Genomic DNA, 17,748 nt, shown 5'->3' with positions numbered 1-17,748 from the left:
CACTGTATGAAACTACAGTATAACGAGCAGCAAGGTGTTGCCGTTGAGGTTCAATCGAAGGTCTCGGGGTCTTCTCCGACAGGACGACCCTCCCTTTTCGGCAAAACTTGACAAGTTTTGCTTACAAATGTGCTGATGAAAACTCCCGCTGCCATCGATCCCCACGATTTCGACCGTCTGCTGAGCCGCAACCTCAAGCTCCCGATGCTGGGGGGGCTGTTTGGCGCCGTGGTGTTCGTCGGACTCATCCTGTTCCTGCTCTCGACCATCAGCTGGGTGGAACACACCGACCGGGTGACCCGCTCGGCCAGCGAACTGCAGCGCCGCAGCATCGACATGGAGACCGGCCTGCGCGGCTTCCTGCTCACCGGTGAAGAGAGCTTCCTGGAGCCCTACCAGAGTGCCCTGCCGCGACTGAAACCCGATACCGACGCGCTGCGCAAGCTGGTGTCGGACAACCAGCAGCAGGTGGAGCGCCTCGACCGCATCTCCGGGCTGCAGGACGCATGGAACGATTTCGCCCGCGACACGATTGCGGCCCGCCGCGCCGGCGGCGACATCCAGGCCATCGTGCGCCTGGGCCGCGGCAAGCGGCTGACCGACGACATGCGCGCTGAATACACCGCGTTCATGGACACCGAGCAGACCCTGCGCTTCCAGCGCAACAACGACGCCAACCGCACCAGCTGGTGGGTGGTCGGGCTCTTCCTGTTCTTCACGCTCACGCTGACCGGACTCATCGCCTACTTCGGCCGCCGCCAGCTGGTGCGGCTGTCGGACAGCTACGACGTCGTGCTCAAGGAACAGGCCGCGCATTCGCAGCGGCTGTCGGAAGAAGCCTGGCTGCGCGGCGCGCAGACCGAGCTGGTGGGCGAACTGGTCGGCGAGCTGACCGCGCCGGACATGGGCCGCAAGATCCTCGCCTTCTTCTCGCGGCACCTGGGCAGCAACGTCGGCGCGATGTATGTGCGGGAGCGCCACGGGCCCCTGCGCCGCGCCGCGAGCTACGGGTTCTCGGCCGATGCCGAAGCCTCGCAGCAGGTCTTCTCGCCCACCGAGAGCCTGGTGGGCCAGGCCGCGGCCGAGCGCCGCCGCATGCTGGTCGACCCGATCGACGCCAGCTACCTGAAGGTCAACTCGGGCCTGGGCGCCATGGCACCCAAGACCGTGCTGCTGATGCCGGTGATGAGCGACGGCATCGTCAACGGCGTGGTCGAACTGGGCCTGCCCGGCGCGCCCGACGAGCGCGCGAGCCAGCTGCTGGAGGTGGTGTGCGACGACATCGGCACCTCGCTCGCGGCGGCACGTTACCGCGAACAGCTCCAGGACGTGCTGGCCGAGACCCAGCAACTCAACGAGGAACTGCAGGTGCAGCAGGAAGAACTGCGCACCGCCAACGAAGAGCTCGAAGAGCAGTCTCGGGCCCTGCGCGCCTCGCAGGCGATGCTGGAGAACCAGCAGGCCGAGCTGGAGCAGACCAACAGCCAGCTCTCCGAGCGCACCGAGGCGCTGGACCAGCGCAACACGGCCCTGCGCCGCGTGCAGCGCGACCTGGAAGACCGCGCCGACGAGCTGCAGCGCGCGAGCCGCTACAAGTCGGAGTTCCTTGCGAACATGTCGCACGAGCTGCGCACGCCGCTCAACAGCGCGCTGATCCTGGCCAAGCTCCTGGGCGACAACCCGCAGGGCAACCTCACGCTGGAGCAGGTGAAGTTCGCCGAGTCGATCTATTCGTCGGGCAACGACCTGCTGGTGCTGATCAACGACATCCTGGACATCGCCAAGGTCGAGGCCGGCAAGCTCGAAGTGGTGCCCGAAGACGTGTCGCTCGAACGCCTTGCGCAGAGCCTGGAGAGCACCTTCAGCCCGCTCGCGATGCAAAAGAGCCTGAGCTTCCGGCTCCAGGTGCAGCCGGGCGCGCCGGTTTCGCTGGTCACCGACCGCCAGCGGGTCGAGCAGATCCTGAAGAACCTGCTGTCGAACGCGCTCAAGTTCACCGACCAGGGCGAGGTGGCGCTGGTGGTCTCCGCCACGGCCGATGGCGGCGCGGCCTTCGCGGTGTCCGACTCGGGCATCGGCATCGACCCGCAGCAGCACGACCTCATCTTCGAGGCCTTCCGCCAGGCCGACGGCACCACCAGCCGGCGCTATGGCGGCACGGGTTTGGGGCTGTCGATCTCGCGCGACCTCACGCACCTCCTGGGCGGCACGCTCACCGTGCAGAGCGAGCCGGGCAAGGGCAGCACCTTCATCCTGCAGTTGCCGGCCCTGGCACCGCAGGCTTCGGCGCAGCAGGCCGCCGCGCCGCGGACCATGCCAACCTATGCGCCCGGCAACCGAAGCCCGGCGGCTGCGGCCGTGCCCGTTGCACCGCAGGCGCCGGCGCCGCGTGCGGTGGTGCCGGCGCCGCAGTTCGACGACGACCGCGCGCTGCCGCGCGACCAGGTGCGCCGCGTGCTGGTGATCGAGGACGAGCCGCAGTTCGCGCACATCCTCTACGACCTGGCGCACGAGCTGGGCTACCGGTGCCTGGTGGCGCACGGCGCGGCAGACGGCTTCGAGCTGGCCACGCAGTTCGTGCCCGACGCCATCCTGCTGGACATGCGCCTGCCCGACAGCACCGGCCTGGACGTGCTGCAGAAGCTCAAGGATTCGCCGCACACGCGCCACATTCCCATCCACGTGGTCTCGGCCGCCGACAACGCGCAGGCAGCGGCGCTGCACATGGGCGCCATCGGCTTCGCGCTGAAGCCGGCCACGCGCGACGAACTCATGAAGGTGTTCGGCCGGCTCGAAGACAAGCTCACGCAGAAGGTCAAGGTCGTGCTGCTGGTGGAAGACGACGCGCTCCAACGCGAAGCCGTGATCAAGCTGATCGGCGACGACGACATCGAGATCGTCGCCGTCGGCTCCGGCGAAGAGGCGCTGGAGCTGCTGCGCACCCGCGTCTTCGACTGCATGATCACCGACCTGCGGCTGCCCGACATGCAGGGCAGCGACCTGCTCAAGGCGATGGCGGCCGAAGAGATCGTGTCGTTCCCTCCGGTCATCGTCTACACCGGGCGCAACCTCACGCGCGACGAGGAGACGGAACTGCAGCGCTACTCGCGCTCGATCATCATCAAGGGCGCCCGCTCGCCCGAGCGCCTGCTCGACGAGGTGACGCTCTTCCTGCACAAGGTGGAGGCCTCGCTCTCCACCGAGCGCCAGGGCATGCTGAAGACCGCCCGCGGGCGCGACCGCATCTTCGAGGGCCGCACCATCCTCCTGGTGGACGACGACGTGCGCAACATCTTCGCCCTCACCAGCGCGCTGGAGCAGCGCGGCGCCGAGGTGGAGATCGGCCGCAACGGCCGCGAGGCGCTCGAGAAGCTCGACCAGGTGCGCGAGATCGACCTGGTGCTGATGGACGTGATGATGCCGGAGATGGACGGCCTGGAAGCCACGCGGCGCCTGCGTGCCGACCCGCGCTTCGAGAAGATGCCGGTGATCGCCATCACCGCCAAGGCCATGAAGGACGACCGCGACCAGTGCCTGGCCGCCGGCGCCAACGACTACCTGGCCAAGCCCGTCGACCTGGAGCGGCTGTTCTCGCTCTTGCGCGTGTGGATGCCGAAGATGGAGCGCCTGTGACCGCCAAGCCGCCCTCCCCGCCGCCCCCGCCGCTGCAGCCGCTCAGCGATACGGAGATCGAGCTGCGCCTCCTGATGGAGGCCATTTATCTCAAGTACAGCTACGACTTCCGCAACTACACCACGGCCTCGCAGAAGCGGCGCGTGCTCTATGCGCTGGAGCAGCTCGGGCTGCCGAACATCTCGGCGCTGCAGGACAAGGTGCTGCGCGATGCGGCGCTGTTCGGCCGGCTGCTGCAGTTCCTCACGATCCCGGTGAGCGAGATGTTCCGCGACCCGTCGTACTTTCTGGCGCTGCGGGAGCACGTGGTGCCGATCCTGCACACCTATCCGTCGGTCAAGGTGTGGGTGGCGGGCTGCAGCACGGGCGAGGAAGTGTTTTCGCTCGCCATCCTGCTGCGCGAGGAAGGGCTGCTCGAGCGCACGCAGATCTATGCGACCGACATCAACCCGGCCTCGCTCGAGAAGGCGCGCCAGGGCATCTTTCCGCTGGAGGCGATTCGCGGCTACACCACCAACTACCAGCGCGCGGGCGGGCGCAGCTCGTTTTCCGACTACTACACCGCCGCCTACGATGCGGCCCGCTTCGACCCGACGCTCTGCGCCGACGTGATCTTCGCGGACCACAGCCTGGCGACCGACAGCGTGTTCGCCGAGACGCAACTGGTGTCGTGCCGCAACGTGCTCATCTACTTCAACCGGCTGCTGCAGGACCGCGCGCTCGGGCTCTTCCACGAGTCGCTGTCGCACCGCGGCTTTCTCGGGCTGGGGTCCAAGGAGAGCATCGATTTTTCCGCGTACGCGGACCGCTTTGCGCCGCACGCGCGCGCCGAGCGCATCTACCGCAAGGCGACATGACGGCACCTGTTTCCCCTGCACGCCCCCTCACCCGCAAGCGCGTGGACGCCATCGTGCTCGGCGCCTCGGCCGGGGGCATCGATGCGCTGCTGGCGCTGCTGGCGGACCTGCCCGCGAGCTGGCACATTCCGATGACGGTGGTGCTGCACCTGCCCGAGAACCACGACAGCCACCTGGCCGAAATCTTTGCTCAGCGCCTGCCGATCCACGTGCGGGAGGCTGCCGACAAGATGCCGCTCGCGGCCGGCACCCTCTATTTCGCGCCGCCGGGCTACCACCTGTCGGTCGAGCGCGAGCGCTGTTTCTCGCTCAGCTGCGAGGCGCCGGTGCTGTTCTCGCGGCCGTCCATCGACGTGCTGATGGCCTCGGCAGCCGATGCCTATGGCCCCGCGCTGGCCGGTTTCCTGTTGACCGGCGCCAACGACGACGGCGCGGAAGGCCTGTACCGCATCCACCTGGCCGGCGGCCTTACCGCCGTGCAGGACCCGAAAGAAGCCCTGATTTCCATCATGCCCAACGCCGCCATCGCGCGACACGCCCCCGACCACGTGCTACCCCTGCGCGAGCTTCGCGCCCTGCTTCTGCAACTGGAGGCCGCCCATGCTCATTGACGTGCAAAGCAAGCTGCTGATCGTCGATGACCTGCCGGAGAACCTGCTGGCGCTGGAGGCGTTGATCCGCGCACCCGACCGTGTCGTCTACCGCGCGGGCTCCGCCGAGGCGGCGCTCTCGCTGCTGCTGGAGCATGAATTCGCGCTCGCCATCGTCGATGTGCAGATGCCCGGCATGAACGGCTTCGAGCTGGCAGAGATGATGCGCGGCACCGAGCGCACGCGGCACATCCCGATCATCTTCGTGAGCGCGGCGGGGCGCGAGCTGAACTACGCCTTCCAGGGCTACGAGAGCGGCGCGGTCGATTTCCTGCACAAGCCGCTGGACCCCCACGCGGTGGTCAGCAAGGTGAACGTGTTCGTCGACCTGTACCAGCACAGGAAGGCGCTGCGCCACGAAATGGAACTGCTCGCCGCCGCGCACAGGAAGCAGGAAGAACTGGTGCAGCAGCTGCAGCACACCCAGCTCGAGCTGGAGCGCGCGGTGCGCATGCGCGACGACTTCATGTCGATGGTCTCGCACGAGCTGCGCACGCCGCTCAACACGCTCTACCTGGAGGCGCAGTTGCGCCAGCTTCACCTGTCCAAGGGCAACCTGGCCAATTTCTCTCCCGAGCGGCTGCCCGCGATGATCGAACGCGACCAGCGGCAGATCCGCAACATGGTCCGGCTGATCGACGACATGCTCGACGTGACGCGCATGCGGCGTGATGCGCTCTCGATCCAGACCAAGCCGGTCGACCTGGCGGTGCTTGCCCGCGCCGTGGTCGAAAACCTGCGCCAGCAGGCAGAGGCCGCGGGCTCGGTGATCACGCTCCAGGCGCCGGCCGAGTTGCGCGGCGTGTGGGACGAGTTCCGCATCGAACAGGTGCTCACCAACCTCCTGACCAACGCGCTGCGCTACGGCGGCGGCAAGTCGGTCGAGATGGTGGTCGAGCAAGTCGGCGGAAAGGCGCTGGTGAGCGTGCGCGACAACGGCATCGGCATCGCGCCCGAGGACCAGGCGCGCATCTTCGAGCAGTTCGAGCGCACCGAGCACAGCCGCCAGCACGCGGCGGGGCTGGGCCTCGGGCTCTACATCACGCGCAAGATCGTGGATTTGCACGCCGGGCAGATCGGCGTGGAGAGCGCGGCCGGCCAAGGCGCGCGATTCACGGTCGAGCTGCCACTGCAGCACGATGCTGCGGCCCCGGGTTCAGGCGTGGGCTTGGGCGCGTAGGAACACCCCTACGAAGCCCAGGACACAATCCGTTGATACTGCTTCTTTCGACTGACGAGAAAGAAAAATACCTGTGAACGTGCTGATCGTGGATGACAACGAAGCCGCTGCCGACCTGCTGCAGGAACTCCTCACGCTGCAGGACCACACCGCGCGCTGCACCTACACGGCGCAGCAGGCGATGGACGCGGCGGCCGCCGAGCACTTCGATGCCGCGCTGATCGACCTCACGCTGCCCGACTTTCCTGGCACCGAGGTGGCGCGGCGGCTGCGCGCCAGCACCGCCGAAGGCACGCCGCGGCTCCTGGTCGCGATCTCTGGCTTCTCCGCGCAGGACGCGGCGGGCGAATCGGCCAAGGGGCTGTTCGACCATCACCTGCAAAAGCCGATCGACATCGATCAACTTGATCGCATCCTGGCGCAGCCGTCGCGCTAGGCCAGCAGCGCAGCGGCCCAGCGGGCCGGGCGCGGGCCCTTCTTCAGGGCGTCCCGAGCACCATCGTCCAGTAGAACGGATAGGCGTTCCCCGCGCCGCCGCGCACGCAGGCGAGCGCCACGTGTTTGTAGTTCGCGCCAATCAGGTTGCGGCAGTGGCCCTCGCTGCCTTGCCACGAGTTCATGGCCGAGGCGACGCTGTTCTGCCCGGCCGCGATGTTCTCGCCGACACCCGACCACTTGTAGCCCGCGCCGGTCGCGCGGGTGCCCACGGTGCTGCCGTCCGAGCCGGTGTGGTCGAAGAAATTCTTGGCGACCATGTCCCGCGAATGGCGTGCGGCGGCCGCATCGAGTTGTCCGTCCCACGCGAGGGGCGCGGCGGCCGGGAACGAAGTGGCGCCGCAGGTCTGCGCCTGGCTGCGGAACTGGTTGACGCGCGTGAGCGTGTCCTGCACGAAGTCCGGCAGGCCGCAGCTTTCGAGGGCGACGGGGCCCGGCGCGGGAGCGGGTGCGGGCGGCGCGGCGGGTGCAGGGGCAGGCGCAGGCGGCACGCCCAACCCGATCGGTACGCCGCCTCCCCCGCCTCCTCCGCCACCACCCCCGCAGGATGCGAGCAGCAGCGTGGAGAGGATGCCGACACAGAGGCCGTGGCGTTTCGTTGTCATTTGCATCGTTTCCTGTCGTTCCAATGAAAAGAGCATCGACGCGCTGACCCTGGCCGATCCGCCCCGTCGCCGGCCGCCAGCCTAACGCATCGCCTTGAAGCGATAGCGCCGGAACCCGTTCTTCTGCATGAAGCTGATCGGCTCCCAGCCGCGCGCCAGCGCACGGTCGGTGATCTGCGCCATCTGCACGCCGAGGTAGTCCTGCAGCTCGTCGGACACCGAAAGCTCGAACTCCCGCAGCCTTCGGTCCAGCGCGTCGATGGCCGCGACGGCGCCTTCGACGCTGGAGTAAGGGTGCATGGGCGTGAGGTCCGTGCCGCGAACGCGCAACGATGTCTTCCTGGCGCCATCGGACGGAAAGGACACGCGCGTGCCGCCCTCGTTGCCGTTCAAGCCGTTCATCCCTTTCACCCCCTTCATGCCGCTCGCTTCGTTCATCCCATGAACCCCACGTTGCGTGGATACGCAATGCCGCTCGGTGCCGTCATGCCGAAGTTCTTGAGGTTCGGCAGGATGCCGTCGAGCTGGTCGTCCGGCACGCCGAACCAGCGCGCCAGCGTGCCCGCGTACTGGTCGACCGAGGTGGTGGGAATGAGCCGCCCCTGCCCCACGTGCCACTGGTCGATGTCGGAGGCGGTGTTGGTGATGCTCACCGGCGGCGCCGTGCCGTACAGCGCCTTGCCCTTCACCGCACCGCCGACCACGAAGTGGTGGCCGCCCCAGCCGTGGTCGGAGCCGTTGCTGTTGCTCGAGAGCGTGCGGCCGAAGTCGGACGCGGTGAATGCCGTGACCTTGTCGGCCACGCCGAGCACGCCCATCTGGTTGTGGAAGGCGACCAGCGCGTCGGACAGGTTCTTCATCAGCCCCGGCTGGCGCGCGATCAGGTCGTCATGCAGGTCGAAGCCTCCCATCGAGACGAAGAACACCTGCCGCTTGACGCCCAGCGCTTCGCGCCCGCGGATCAGGCGCGCCACCATCTTGAGCTGGTCGGCCAGGTTGTTCTGGGTCGGGAACGTGCCGGACGCGAAGTCGGACTGGATCGCTTCGGTGATCTTGCCCTCGGCCGAGACCGCGCGGCGGATGACTTTGGTGTATTCGTTCTCCAGCGTGTGGCCGCTCTCGCGCTGCGCGATCTGCTGCATCGCGGCCTTTACCGTGGCCGAGCCGTAAAGGTTGCCGCCGACGCCGCTCACCGCGCCGATGCGCACCGCGCCGCCCGTTCCCACCTGGTACTGCAGCGCCTGGTCGCCCGAGAGGAACACCGCATTGCCCGCGACCGACATGCAGGTGAAGAGCGAGCCCCCGTTCGGCGAGAGCGCCAGGTCGCCGAGGTTGCCGCCCCAGCCGACCGTCGAGCCTTCGGGCGAGGACGACTGCCACACCGATTGCTGGTCGTTGTGCGAGAAGAGCTTGGGCGGAACCGGGAAGTCGCGGCGGTTGCTGCTGTTGTATTGCGCGCGCGTCAGCGGCTTGATGAGCGGGCCGACGTTCAGCTGCACCGCCACCTTGCCCTGGTTGTTGAAGAGGTCCGCCAGCCCCGTCATCGACGGATGCAGCGCATACGCGCGCCCGCCGGGAAGTGCCTGCGTCGGCTTGAGCTCGGTCGCGGCGAGCGCGGCGCGCGCGATGGCGATGCCGCCGCCCGCCTCGCCGTTGCCGCCGCGGATCAGGCTGTACTGGCCGTAGCTGTCGGCGTCGTAGGTGACGACGGTGTTCGCATAGTCGTTGCCGCCGAAGAGAAACACGCACACCAGCGCGCGGTAGTCGTCGCCGGGCGCGGCTTGCGCGGCGGCCTCGCCCATGGCGGCAAGGTTGAGCGCGAACGGCAGCGCGGTGCCGGCCATCGCGAGCTGGCCCGTGCGGCGGAGGAACGCGCGGCGAGTGTGCCGCGCGGGATCGATCAGGTACATGGACGAAAGGCTCCCGCGTTGCTTATTTCTGGACGAGGTATTCGGGCGAACCCATCACCAGGAGGATGGCGGCGCAGATGCGATTGAGCTTCGCGCCGTCGTTGCTCGCCGCCGTGAGATTGGGCGTGGCGAGCGCGGTGGTGATGAGGGTGACGGTCGAGGGCAACAGCTGGTTGCCGGTCAACACGAGGTTCAGGCGCCGCACCAGCGCCGCGGGGTCGAGCACCAAGGCCTTCTCGGCCGCATAGCTGGCCATCACGTCCTTGCTGCTGAAGCCGTTGGGCAACACGCCCTGCATGAAGTTGAGATAGCCGCCCACGCTGCTTTCGTTGACCAGCTGGAACTCGGGAGCAACCATCTTGTTGCCGGCGATGGCGGTGGACGGCGGCACGTAGCCGGGCCGGAAGAAGTTGAAGACCGAGGGCGAGCGCAGCGGGCTCTGGCCGAGCCCGTTGCTAGCGTCCGTGAGGATGCCGATCTTCCAGGCATCGGAGGCCGAGGCGATGCCGCAGGTGCGGCCCCACTGCACGAAGCGCAGCATCGGTTCGCGCAGGCGCCCGAAGTTCGGGTCCGACAAGCCGCCCGGGCCGCGCGCGTCGTCGTCCAGCAGGATGGCTGCGAACACGCTCTTCATCTCGCCGCGCACGCCGGCGCCGTTGTTGGCGAAGACATCGGCCACGCGCTTGACGTAGCCCGGGCTCGGGTTGCTCGTCACCAGCCGCTGGATCAGCTGCTTGCCGATGAAGGGGCCGACGTTCGGGTGGTTGAAGAGCGCATCGAGCGCGATCTTCAGCGCCGCCGGGCCGGGCGTGCCCCCGGGCACGGTGGTGCCGAGGAACTTCGCCTCCTGCATGGAATGGTTCGCGGCCACGTAGGCCATGGGGCGCGTGGTCCAGTCCTTGGTGTCGAACGCGCCGCCGCCGTTGGGCGGGGTGAAACCGGTGCGTTCGGCGCCGCGGATGTCGAGCACGTAGCCGGTGAAGACGCGTGCCAGGTTCGTCACGTCGTCCTGCGTGTAGGTGTCCAGCGGCTGGCCGTCGGGGCCGGTCTTCACCGTGCCGTCGGCGTTGAGCTGCGACAGGCCGATCGTCATGAGCTGCATGACTTCGCGCGCGTAGTTCTCGTCGGGCTGGCGGCCCCGGCCGTCTTCCTTCCGGTTGTCGCGCGTATTCAGGTAGAAGCCCATCGCGGGGTTGAGCGTGATGTCTTCCAGCAGCGTGCGGAAGTTGCCGGTGGCGCCCGCGACGAGCGTGTCGAAGTACTGGGCCATCATGGCGTGCGGCCAGTTCGAGCCGATCTCGTTGGCCGAGACCACGAAGATCTCGCTGAGCGCGAGCGCCATGCGCTTGCGCACCGGATCGACCGACACCATCAGCTGGCGCCAGACGGCGGCGTCGATCGCGGTGCTGTCGTAGGGCTTGCTGTCGAGCCATTCCCAGGCCGACTGCGCGCGCGGTGCGCCGAACTGCTCGCTGAGCCAGGGCAGGTAGCCCTTGTTGCGCACGTCGGCGATCTCGGCTTCGGAGGCCGAGAACTGCGCCTGGAGCAAAAAGCGCGCGGCTTCGTCGTCGGTCTTGGCCTGCGGATAGCGGTACGGGCCGGCGTCGGCGCCGCTACCGGCGCCCGGCGGGAGAAAGCCGCCGGCGAATCCGCCTCCGCCCCCGCCGCTTCCGCCGCCGCCCCCGCCGCAGGCCGCAAGCGCGGCCGCGATGGAAAACGTCGCCAGGGCCTTCGCGGGCCCGGACGACGTTTCGCTTCCGGCTGGGTCTGTTGTCGGCGCATCGACGTACGCCAGTTCGTCGGCCACGCTCGCGCAACCGGCTTCGATCCGTTCCACCATGTTTCCTCGCTCCTGCGGCGTTCCGACGCCGGTAGAGCGGATCAAGGCAAGTGCCGTGCCCTGTGGATTTCGGTGGTAAGAATCTTTGACGAGAGTGTCGTCAAGCCCATATTTGTGACTTTATGTGACTTTTTCGTCACTTCAGAAACAAAATTGGCAACTCAAAAGACCTACTTTGGCAGGTCTTCAATTAAGCCGACTGTTAAAGACTTCAGTCCCGCTCGTCGTCCCATTCATCGCCATTGGGCGGACGGTACGGATAACCCGGGCCGTAATAAATGCGTCCGGGCGGCGGGCTGTAAATGGGTGCCGGACGGTAATACACCGGCGGCGGCGGCCGGTAATAGACGGGCGGTGCGGGCTGGTAGTAGATCGGTGCCGGGTAATAAACCGGCGGCGGCGCGTAATACGGCGCCGGATAACCGCCCCCCACATAACCGGGCGTGCCGATCTGCACCGACCAGCTGCCGCGCGCATCGGCGGCACCTGCGGCGAGCAATGCGCCGGCAGCGATCGCGCCGAGGGTTGCCCATTTGAAGACGGAAGGTTGTCGTTTGAAGTTCACAGCGGCTCCAGGGCCAAGGGCGAACAGCGCCCGGGTCGACAAGCAACGCCCGACGCGTCGCGCCGGTGTACTCAGGGGGCCACCTCGCGGCGAGAAAGCATCACCTCCCCGCCGGTCGTGTTGAAGGCGATGGTGGGTGCGCTGAAGTCGCTCAGCGGCGCGCCGAGGCCGATTTCGCCGCGGCCGTGCAGCACGCATTCCTCGCGGCGCAAGGCGATCTCGGTGCTCGGCCCGCCGTTGCCATGAAAGCGCACCCAAGTGCCGTAGGTGCTGATGTCGATGAGCACGCAACTGCCCTGCCGCATCTCGATGCGCGCATGCAGCCGCGAGACGCGCGGATCGTTGACCACGAACTGCGCGTCGTCCACGCGGCCCAGGTGGATCGGCAGTTGCTCACTGCTGAACATGGAGCGCACGTCGAGCCACGAGAGCTCGATCTGCCCGAACGACGAGTCCGGCATCCGCAGCGGCGCCAGCGCGGCCGGCACCGTGAGGAAGGAGGTCACGTCCTCCTGCCAGTCGATGCGATGCACCACCGACATCTCGCTGCGACCGCGGATGTTGATGAGCCCGAGGTCGCGGTGCTGCACCGCGCCTTCGCGCAGCTGCGAGATCACCGCGTCGGTGACCCATATCTGCCCCGGACCGGCCAAGTCGCTCAGCCGCGATGCGAGGTTGACCGCATCGCCGAAGCAGTCGCCTTCCAGCTCGACCACTTCGCCGCTGGCCACGCCGATCTGCAGCGCCATGCGCAACGGCGCGGGCCAGACCTGCAGGCGTTTCTGGTGGTAGCGCTGCAACTCGATCACCGCGTGCGTGGCGGCCGCGCCGCTCGAGAAGATGGCGAACACCCCGTCGCCCAGCGACTTCACCACGCGGCCACCGTGCGCCTGGCAGACGCCGCCGATCCATTGGGTCAGGCGCGTCACCGTTTCGGTGGCTCGCGCATTTCCCATGGCTTCGAAGACCCGGGTGCTCCCCGTGAGGTCCGCGAATACGACTGTGGCATTGACACCCATACTGTTCTGTATCTCGGTAGCGATCGCTGATGGATTATGGGCAGGAAGCCTTGCAGACTCAGGCCGGTGTTTTATTTGACATATGCCCAACCATTACGAGCTGGAAGATGTAGTACTTTTGATATCAAATATCAATACGTGCTTTAAGTGATACGTAAAGTTTGTTGTTTGCAAACAAGAAACAATGTTTCACACCTTGTGTATTGGTTAACTGCAGCTTAAGGTAGCGGCCGTCCTGGCTTCCGGCAATACGCTATTCGTCACATGGTGCTCCTCCGCCGCATTTTTCGTCTGCTGAACGTGCCTGGTTTTGGATCCCGCAAGGCGACTGAAAGCCAATTGGGGCGAATTCGCACGGCCATGCTGTCGGTGCTCCAGGCCCATGGCGGCCATTCCGTCCAGCGCGTCAGCCAGCGCGTTCGCTTCGCGGTCGACGTCGAAGCGCTCTGGTACCTGCGCCAGGACGTGATGACCGCGTTGAGCGCCATCGACGGCGAATCCGCCGCCCGCCGCCAGATGAAATCCATCAACAGCATGTTCAAGGGCGGCCTGCCCGGCTCGATGGGCCCGCGCGCCCATCAGCGCTTCACCAGCAACGACTGAAAGCGAAGCGGCCCGCGACGGCCCCCTCGCCCCTCTTTCCCACCGCTCATCTTTCGCCGGCACCGCGCTCAGTGCGCGTGGTCATGGTCATGATCGTGCGAATGGGCATGCCGGTGTCCCCACACGAGGAACACGTCGCGTCCTTCGGCGGCCATTGCCACCTTCGCGCCCACCGGCAGCAGGACCTTGGTCGGCACGTGGCCGAACGGCAGGCCCATGAGCACGGGCACTTTCTTCAGCGATGCGCGCAGCCGGTCGACCACCGTGTCCAGGCCGAACCCGCGGTCGTAGCCCGGCACCTTGCGAATGCCCGTGAACTGGCCGAACACGATCGCCTTCTGCCTGGCAAGCACGCCGACCATCTTCAACTGGTCGAGCATGCGTTCGATGCGGTAGGGATGCTCGTTGGTGTCCTCGATGAAGAGGATGCCCTTGTCGACTGCCGGAAAGTACGGCGTGCCGAGCAGGCTCGCCAGCACGCAAAGGTTGCCGCCCCAGAGCACGGCGTCTTCCACGGGCTTGAACTTCAGTTCGGCATCGCGCGCCGGCATGCGCCAGCCGGTGCCTTCGCCCTGCCCGCTCAACAGGTCGTCGAAGCAGGCTTCCATGATGTCGTCGGCACCGGCTTCGGCACCGAAGTCCTCGCCGACCGCCGGGCCCGACCAGGTGACGCCGCCGGTCTTGGCGAGCAGTGCGTTCTGCAGCGCGGTGAAGTCGCTGCAGCCTACGAACTCTGTGCCGTGGTTGATCGCCTTGGCCACGGCCTTGTACGGAATCTGGTCGAGGATGCGCGTGAGCCCGTAGCCGCCGCGCGCGATGAGCGCGACGTTCGCGCCGCTCGCAGCGGCCCGCGAAATGGCGGCGAGCCGCGTGGCGTCGTCGCCCGCAAAGCGCTGGTGCACCGAGAGCGCATCGGGGTCGATCTCGACTTCGTGGCCCAGGGCCTGGAGCCTCTTCACGCCGCGCCGGAAGGCGGCCTTGTCGCGGATCGCGCTGGAGGGAGAGTAGATGTAGATGTGTTTGGTCACGAGGCCGAGTATCCCATTGCGTTGCGCGCGAGCCGGCCGATCGCCAGTGCCTGCACGGCGCTCGGGCCGGAAGACGAAGCGATCGGCCCGAGCGCTCGCAGCGCGGCTTCGTAGCCACGGTCGGGGTACGGGGCGCGCCATGCGTCCTTGATGCGTGTCCCGCCATCGGTGGCAACGATCGCGGCCACGAAACGGCTGGCAGCCGAAGCCTGCAGCAACGATGCGAGTTCGGTGGCCGCAGCGCTGTGCACCAGCACCACGGGCTGCAACTGCAACCCTTCGAGCCATTCGAGCAACACATCGCGATGCCACTCGAGCTTGTGCGCAGCTTCGCGCTTGGGCTTGTCGCTCTTGCCGAAGCCGATGAGGTCGGGCACCAGCGTCCGCAATCCTTGTGCGCCGACCAGATGACGAAAGAAGTAGCCCCATTCGCCGGGGCCGTGCAGACAAACGCACGAGGCGATCTGGCCGTCTTCGCCGGGCGCGCGCTCTTCGTCCACGTAGTGCATGCGCCAGCCGTGCTGGCTCGGCAGGTCCTGCACGTAATGCGGGGCAAAGGCGTAGTCATCGAGTGCGGAGAAGCGATCGACTGGCGTGCGCAGCGCATCGTCTCGCAACGGCTCGGCCTGTTCGCGCGCCATGCTGCGCCGCTGCTGGAAGAAGCCCTGCAGCACCGCGGCGCACTCTTGCGCGAGCACGCCGCTCTGCACCTGCGTGCGGTGGTTCAACCTCGGCTCCGCGAAGAGATCGAGCACCGACCCCGCCGCGCCGGTCTTGGGATCGGCCGCGCCGAACACCACCCGCGCGAGCCGCGAATGCAGCATCGCGCCGGCGCACATCGCACAGGGTTCGAGCGTGACGAAGAGCTCGCAGCCATCGAGCCGGTAGTTGCCCAGCGCGGCGGCACCGGCGCGCAGGGCGTTGATCTCGGCGTGGGCGCTCGGGTCGTGCTGCGCCACGGGCGTGTTGCGGCCGGTTGCAATGACTTGGCCGTTCTTCACCAGCACCGCGCCCACCGGCACCTCGCCGGCCTCGGCCGCGTGGCGCGCCTCGGCCAGCGCGAGCGCCATCCAGTGCGCGTCGTCCGGCTTCAGAGGCAACTCAGTTTTCATCCGGCATCTTGCGGGCTTGCGCCGCGGCGTCGAGCGCGTCCTTGACCTGCTGCTGGACCTGCTGGCTCTGCGCGCGCATATCGGCCGGCGCCTCGCCCGGTGCAGGGGCCGCTGCGCCTGGCACCGATGGCAGCGGCGCCGTGGCCGTCGTCAATTGCTTCTTCGCGATCAGCCCAACGATCACGAGCGCCAGCACCAGGCCGAGCAATCCGAACACGCGCATCTCAGCTTCCTTCGGCCACGGGCGCCTCGGCGTTCATGCCGAGCCGGTCCATCCACGCGGCCAGTGCCTGTTCGTCCGGCGTGCCGGCGCCGTACATGGCGCGCATGGCCGCATGCGACTCCTTGCGATGCTGGTTGATCTTGACCTTGCACTGCAGCGCGGTCACTCGCAGTTCGAAGCCGACGATGCCGTTGAGCATCTTGAGCTGGAACTCCTCGCCCAGGTCGCGCCATTGCTGCGCGTAGGCGGGTTCGTGCTCGCCGATGAGCTTCTTGAGCAGCACGTCCTTCTCGGCCGGCTCCTCGATCAACCGGGCCTCGACTGTGCAGTGCACCGCGAGGTAGTTCCACGTCGGCACGCGTGCGAGATCGGGATAGACCTGCGGCGACAGGTACGAATGGGGACCCAGAAAAGTGACGACCGCCTGCGGCCGCGACTGCAGATAGCGCCAATGCGCGTTGGGCTTGGCGCAGTGCCCCCACAACACCAACTGGTCGCCCTCGCCCGCTTCCGCCACCAGCGGCAGGTGCGTGACGAATGGCAGGCCGTCGTTGTCGTTCGAGATCAGGCTGGCGAACGGGTGCGAGCGCATCAACTCCAGCGCGATGGCCGGGTCCTTGGCATTGAACTGCGGGGGCATGTACATAGGGTGTTTTCCTCGTGGCGAACCCCGATTGTCCCCGAGCCGGCCTATCTTGCGCGCGGTGCTTCCAGGAGCTTGACCATCGCGCCGTAGCCGCGCGCCTTGGCCAGTTGCAGCGGCGTGTTGCCCTGCCGGTCGGTGAGCTTCACGCTCGCGCCCGCATCGAGCAGCGCGGCCAGCGTGCGCTGGTGGCGCGGCCCGCCCTCGCCGAGCACGATCGATTCGATCACCGCCGTCCAGTGCAGGTTGTTCACGTGGTCGAGCGGCGCGCCGGCTGCGATCAGGCGGCGCACCACTTCGTCGTGGCCCAGGTGTGCCGCCGCAATGAGTGCGGTGCCGTCGTAGCGGCTGGTCACCTGCCCGGGCCTGGCGTCGAGCGACAGCAGCAGCGCGAGGGTGGCCGCATCGTCCGCGACCGAGGCGATCGTCACCGCGTCGTAGCGGTCGTCTTCGAGCAGGTCGATGTTCGCACCTGCCTTGGCGAGCAGCTTGATCGCCTCGCGTTGCCGCGCATAGGTGGCAACGTGCAGCGGCGTGCGGCCCTTCCCATCGCGGGCATCGAGGTTCGCGCCCGCGGCGACCAGCGCCTTCAACTTCGGCAGGTCGCCATGCCAGGCCGCCTTGTGCAGCCCCTCGTAGGCCAGAACCTCGGCCGCGAGCGGCGGCACCTGGGCCGACACGCCGGCCGATGCGCCCACGCCGAGCGCGCCTGCCAGGATGAGCGTCCAGATACCGCGCTTCATCTAGCTCAGCCCAGCAGGCCCTTGACCTTCTCGATCGCGGCGTTCGCGCACTGGTCGTCCAGGTGGCCGCCCGGCGCGCCGCCCACGCCCACGGCGCCGATCACTTCGTTGCCCGACTTCACCGGCACGCCGCCGCCCAGCAGCAGGAAGCCCGGCAGGTACACGAGGTTCGCGGCGCCGGGGTTTTTCTGCGCGCCTTCCATCATGGCCTGCGTCGCGTTCCTGGCCGATGCCGAGGTCCAGGCCTTGCGCTCGCTCGATGCCAGCGTGTGCGGGCCGGCGTTGTCGGCACGCAGCACGGCTCGCACGGTGCCGGCGCGATCGACCACGGTGGCGGCCACGTTGTAGCCGTTGGCGGCGCAGGCGGCCACGGCTTCGGCAGCGATCTGGTTGGCCAGCGCGAGCGAGATGTTCTTCTCGGTGCGCACTGCGGGCGCGGGCGTCTGGGCTTGAGCGGCCGATGCGGCGAGCAGGACGGCGAGGCAAAGGGTGGAACGCATTTCTTGTTTCTCCAGTGGATGCAGGGTGACTGCGCCGGCCAACACCTGTTGTTGCCGACGGCTGCGCCACTGTAGAAAAAACCGGCCGCCGGAACCATTCGTACGGCTACGTCCGCCGCTCCGTAGAACTACGGAGCGCACC

At 67.5% G+C, this 17,748-nt stretch carries 18 protein-coding genes; 6 read left to right on the top strand and 12 right to left on the bottom strand.

The window, feature by feature from the left end:
• Nucleotides 1–135 precede the first annotated feature (135 nt).
• The 5 genes from RT97_RS00665 to RT97_RS00645 all read left to right on the top strand — a co-directional run bounded on the left by RT97_RS00665 (nucleotide 136) and on the right by RT97_RS00645 (nucleotide 6,756).
• Nucleotides 136–3,633, top strand: a complete 3,498-nt coding sequence (locus RT97_RS00665; RefSeq protein ID WP_042576854.1) for a response regulator — start codon at nucleotides 136–138, stop codon at nucleotides 3,631–3,633.
• 74 nt (nucleotides 3,634–3,707) lie between these two features.
• Nucleotides 3,708–4,490: a CheR family methyltransferase gene (locus RT97_RS00660; RefSeq protein ID WP_042576889.1), complete on the top strand. Its 783-nt coding sequence runs from the start codon at nucleotides 3,708–3,710 to the stop codon at nucleotides 4,488–4,490.
• Nucleotides 4,487–5,101 (top strand): chemotaxis protein CheB, encoded by a 615-nt coding sequence (locus RT97_RS00655; RefSeq protein ID WP_042576853.1) that lies wholly within the window; start codon nucleotides 4,487–4,489, stop codon nucleotides 5,099–5,101. Before RT97_RS00660 ends, RT97_RS00655 begins: the two co-directional genes overlap by 4 nt.
• Nucleotides 5,091–6,320 carry a hybrid sensor histidine kinase/response regulator gene (locus RT97_RS00650; protein ID WP_042576852.1) on the top strand — a complete coding sequence of 410 codons (1,230 nt, stop codon included), beginning with the start codon at nucleotides 5,091–5,093 and terminating at the stop codon, nucleotides 6,318–6,320. Before RT97_RS00655 ends, RT97_RS00650 begins: the two co-directional genes overlap by 11 nt.
• A gap of 73 nt (nucleotides 6,321–6,393) precedes the next feature.
• On the top strand, nucleotides 6,394–6,756 hold the full coding sequence (locus RT97_RS00645; RefSeq protein ID WP_172672134.1) for a response regulator: 363 nt from the start codon (nucleotides 6,394–6,396) through the stop codon (nucleotides 6,754–6,756).
• Between the two features lie 43 nt (nucleotides 6,757–6,799).
• Here RT97_RS00645 and RT97_RS00640 read toward each other — a convergent pair whose 3' ends face one another.
• From RT97_RS00640 to RT97_RS00620, 6 genes are all read right to left on the bottom strand, one after another.
• Nucleotides 6,800–7,420, bottom strand: a complete 621-nt coding sequence (locus RT97_RS00640; protein WP_080898114.1) for a CAP domain-containing protein — start codon at nucleotides 7,418–7,420, stop codon at nucleotides 6,800–6,802.
• An 81-nt stretch (nucleotides 7,421–7,501) separates the two neighbouring features.
• The gene (locus RT97_RS31970) at nucleotides 7,502–7,840 is read right to left on the bottom strand and encodes a hypothetical protein (RefSeq protein ID WP_253278094.1); all 339 of its coding nucleotides are present in this window, start codon (nucleotides 7,838–7,840) and stop codon (nucleotides 7,502–7,504) included.
• Nucleotides 7,841–7,854: 14 nt separating this feature from the next.
• Complete coding sequence (locus tag RT97_RS00630; protein WP_042576850.1) at nucleotides 7,855–9,330, bottom strand: DUF1501 domain-containing protein; 1,476 nt, start codon at nucleotides 9,328–9,330, stop codon at nucleotides 7,855–7,857.
• A 22-nt stretch (nucleotides 9,331–9,352) separates the two neighbouring features.
• Entirely contained in the window at nucleotides 9,353–11,170 is a 1,818-nt protein-coding gene (locus tag RT97_RS00625) for a DUF1800 domain-containing protein (protein ID WP_042576849.1), read from the bottom strand.
• Nucleotides 11,171–11,381: 211 nt separating this feature from the next.
• A complete protein-coding gene (locus RT97_RS32275) occupies nucleotides 11,382–11,735 on the bottom strand; it encodes a hypothetical protein (RefSeq protein WP_080898113.1) in 354 nt (117 codons plus the stop codon).
• A gap of 71 nt (nucleotides 11,736–11,806) precedes the next feature.
• Nucleotides 11,807–12,754, bottom strand: a complete 948-nt coding sequence (locus RT97_RS00620; RefSeq protein WP_042576848.1) for an adenylate/guanylate cyclase domain-containing protein — start codon at nucleotides 12,752–12,754, stop codon at nucleotides 11,807–11,809.
• 264 nt (nucleotides 12,755–13,018) lie between these two features.
• Here RT97_RS00620 and RT97_RS00615 point away from each other — a divergent pair, with 264 nt between their 5' ends.
• The gene (locus RT97_RS00615) at nucleotides 13,019–13,357 is read left to right on the top strand and encodes a hypothetical protein (protein WP_042576847.1); all 339 of its coding nucleotides are present in this window, start codon (nucleotides 13,019–13,021) and stop codon (nucleotides 13,355–13,357) included.
• Between the two features lie 68 nt (nucleotides 13,358–13,425).
• Here the strand turns inward: RT97_RS00615 and RT97_RS00610 are convergent, their stop codons facing one another.
• From RT97_RS00610 to RT97_RS00585, 6 genes are read right to left on the bottom strand one after another with little or no spacing between them, the layout of a single operon-like run.
• A complete protein-coding gene (locus RT97_RS00610) occupies nucleotides 13,426–14,385 on the bottom strand; it encodes an LD-carboxypeptidase (protein WP_042576846.1) in 960 nt (319 codons plus the stop codon).
• Complete coding sequence (gene tadA / locus RT97_RS00605) at nucleotides 14,382–15,497, bottom strand: tRNA adenosine(34) deaminase TadA (protein WP_042576845.1); 1,116 nt, start codon at nucleotides 15,495–15,497, stop codon at nucleotides 14,382–14,384. The genes RT97_RS00610 and tadA overlap by 4 nt, the downstream gene beginning before the upstream one ends.
• On the bottom strand, nucleotides 15,487–15,720 hold the full coding sequence (locus RT97_RS00600; protein WP_042576844.1) for a hypothetical protein: 234 nt from the start codon (nucleotides 15,718–15,720) through the stop codon (nucleotides 15,487–15,489). Before RT97_RS00600 ends, tadA begins: the two co-directional genes overlap by 11 nt.
• Before the next feature lies 1 nt (nucleotide 15,721).
• Nucleotides 15,722–16,366, bottom strand: a complete 645-nt coding sequence (locus RT97_RS00595) for an FMN-binding negative transcriptional regulator (protein ID WP_042576843.1) — start codon at nucleotides 16,364–16,366, stop codon at nucleotides 15,722–15,724.
• Nucleotides 16,367–16,410: 44 nt separating this feature from the next.
• Nucleotides 16,411–17,106, bottom strand: a complete 696-nt coding sequence (locus tag RT97_RS00590; protein WP_042576842.1) for an ankyrin repeat domain-containing protein — start codon at nucleotides 17,104–17,106, stop codon at nucleotides 16,411–16,413.
• Between the two features lie 5 nt (nucleotides 17,107–17,111).
• Nucleotides 17,112–17,606, bottom strand: coding sequence for a GlcG/HbpS family heme-binding protein (locus RT97_RS00585; protein ID WP_042576841.1), 495 nt, complete (start codon nucleotides 17,604–17,606; stop codon nucleotides 17,112–17,114).
• Nucleotides 17,607–17,748 lie beyond the last annotated feature (142 nt).

Origin of the sequence: Variovorax paradoxus (assembly GCF_000834655.1) — a bacterium.
Lineage (GTDB): Bacteria > Pseudomonadota > Gammaproteobacteria > Burkholderiales > Burkholderiaceae_C > Variovorax > Variovorax paradoxus_F.
Note: the sequence above shows the minus strand (reverse complement) of the source record. Positions and strands in the feature narration are given on the sequence as shown.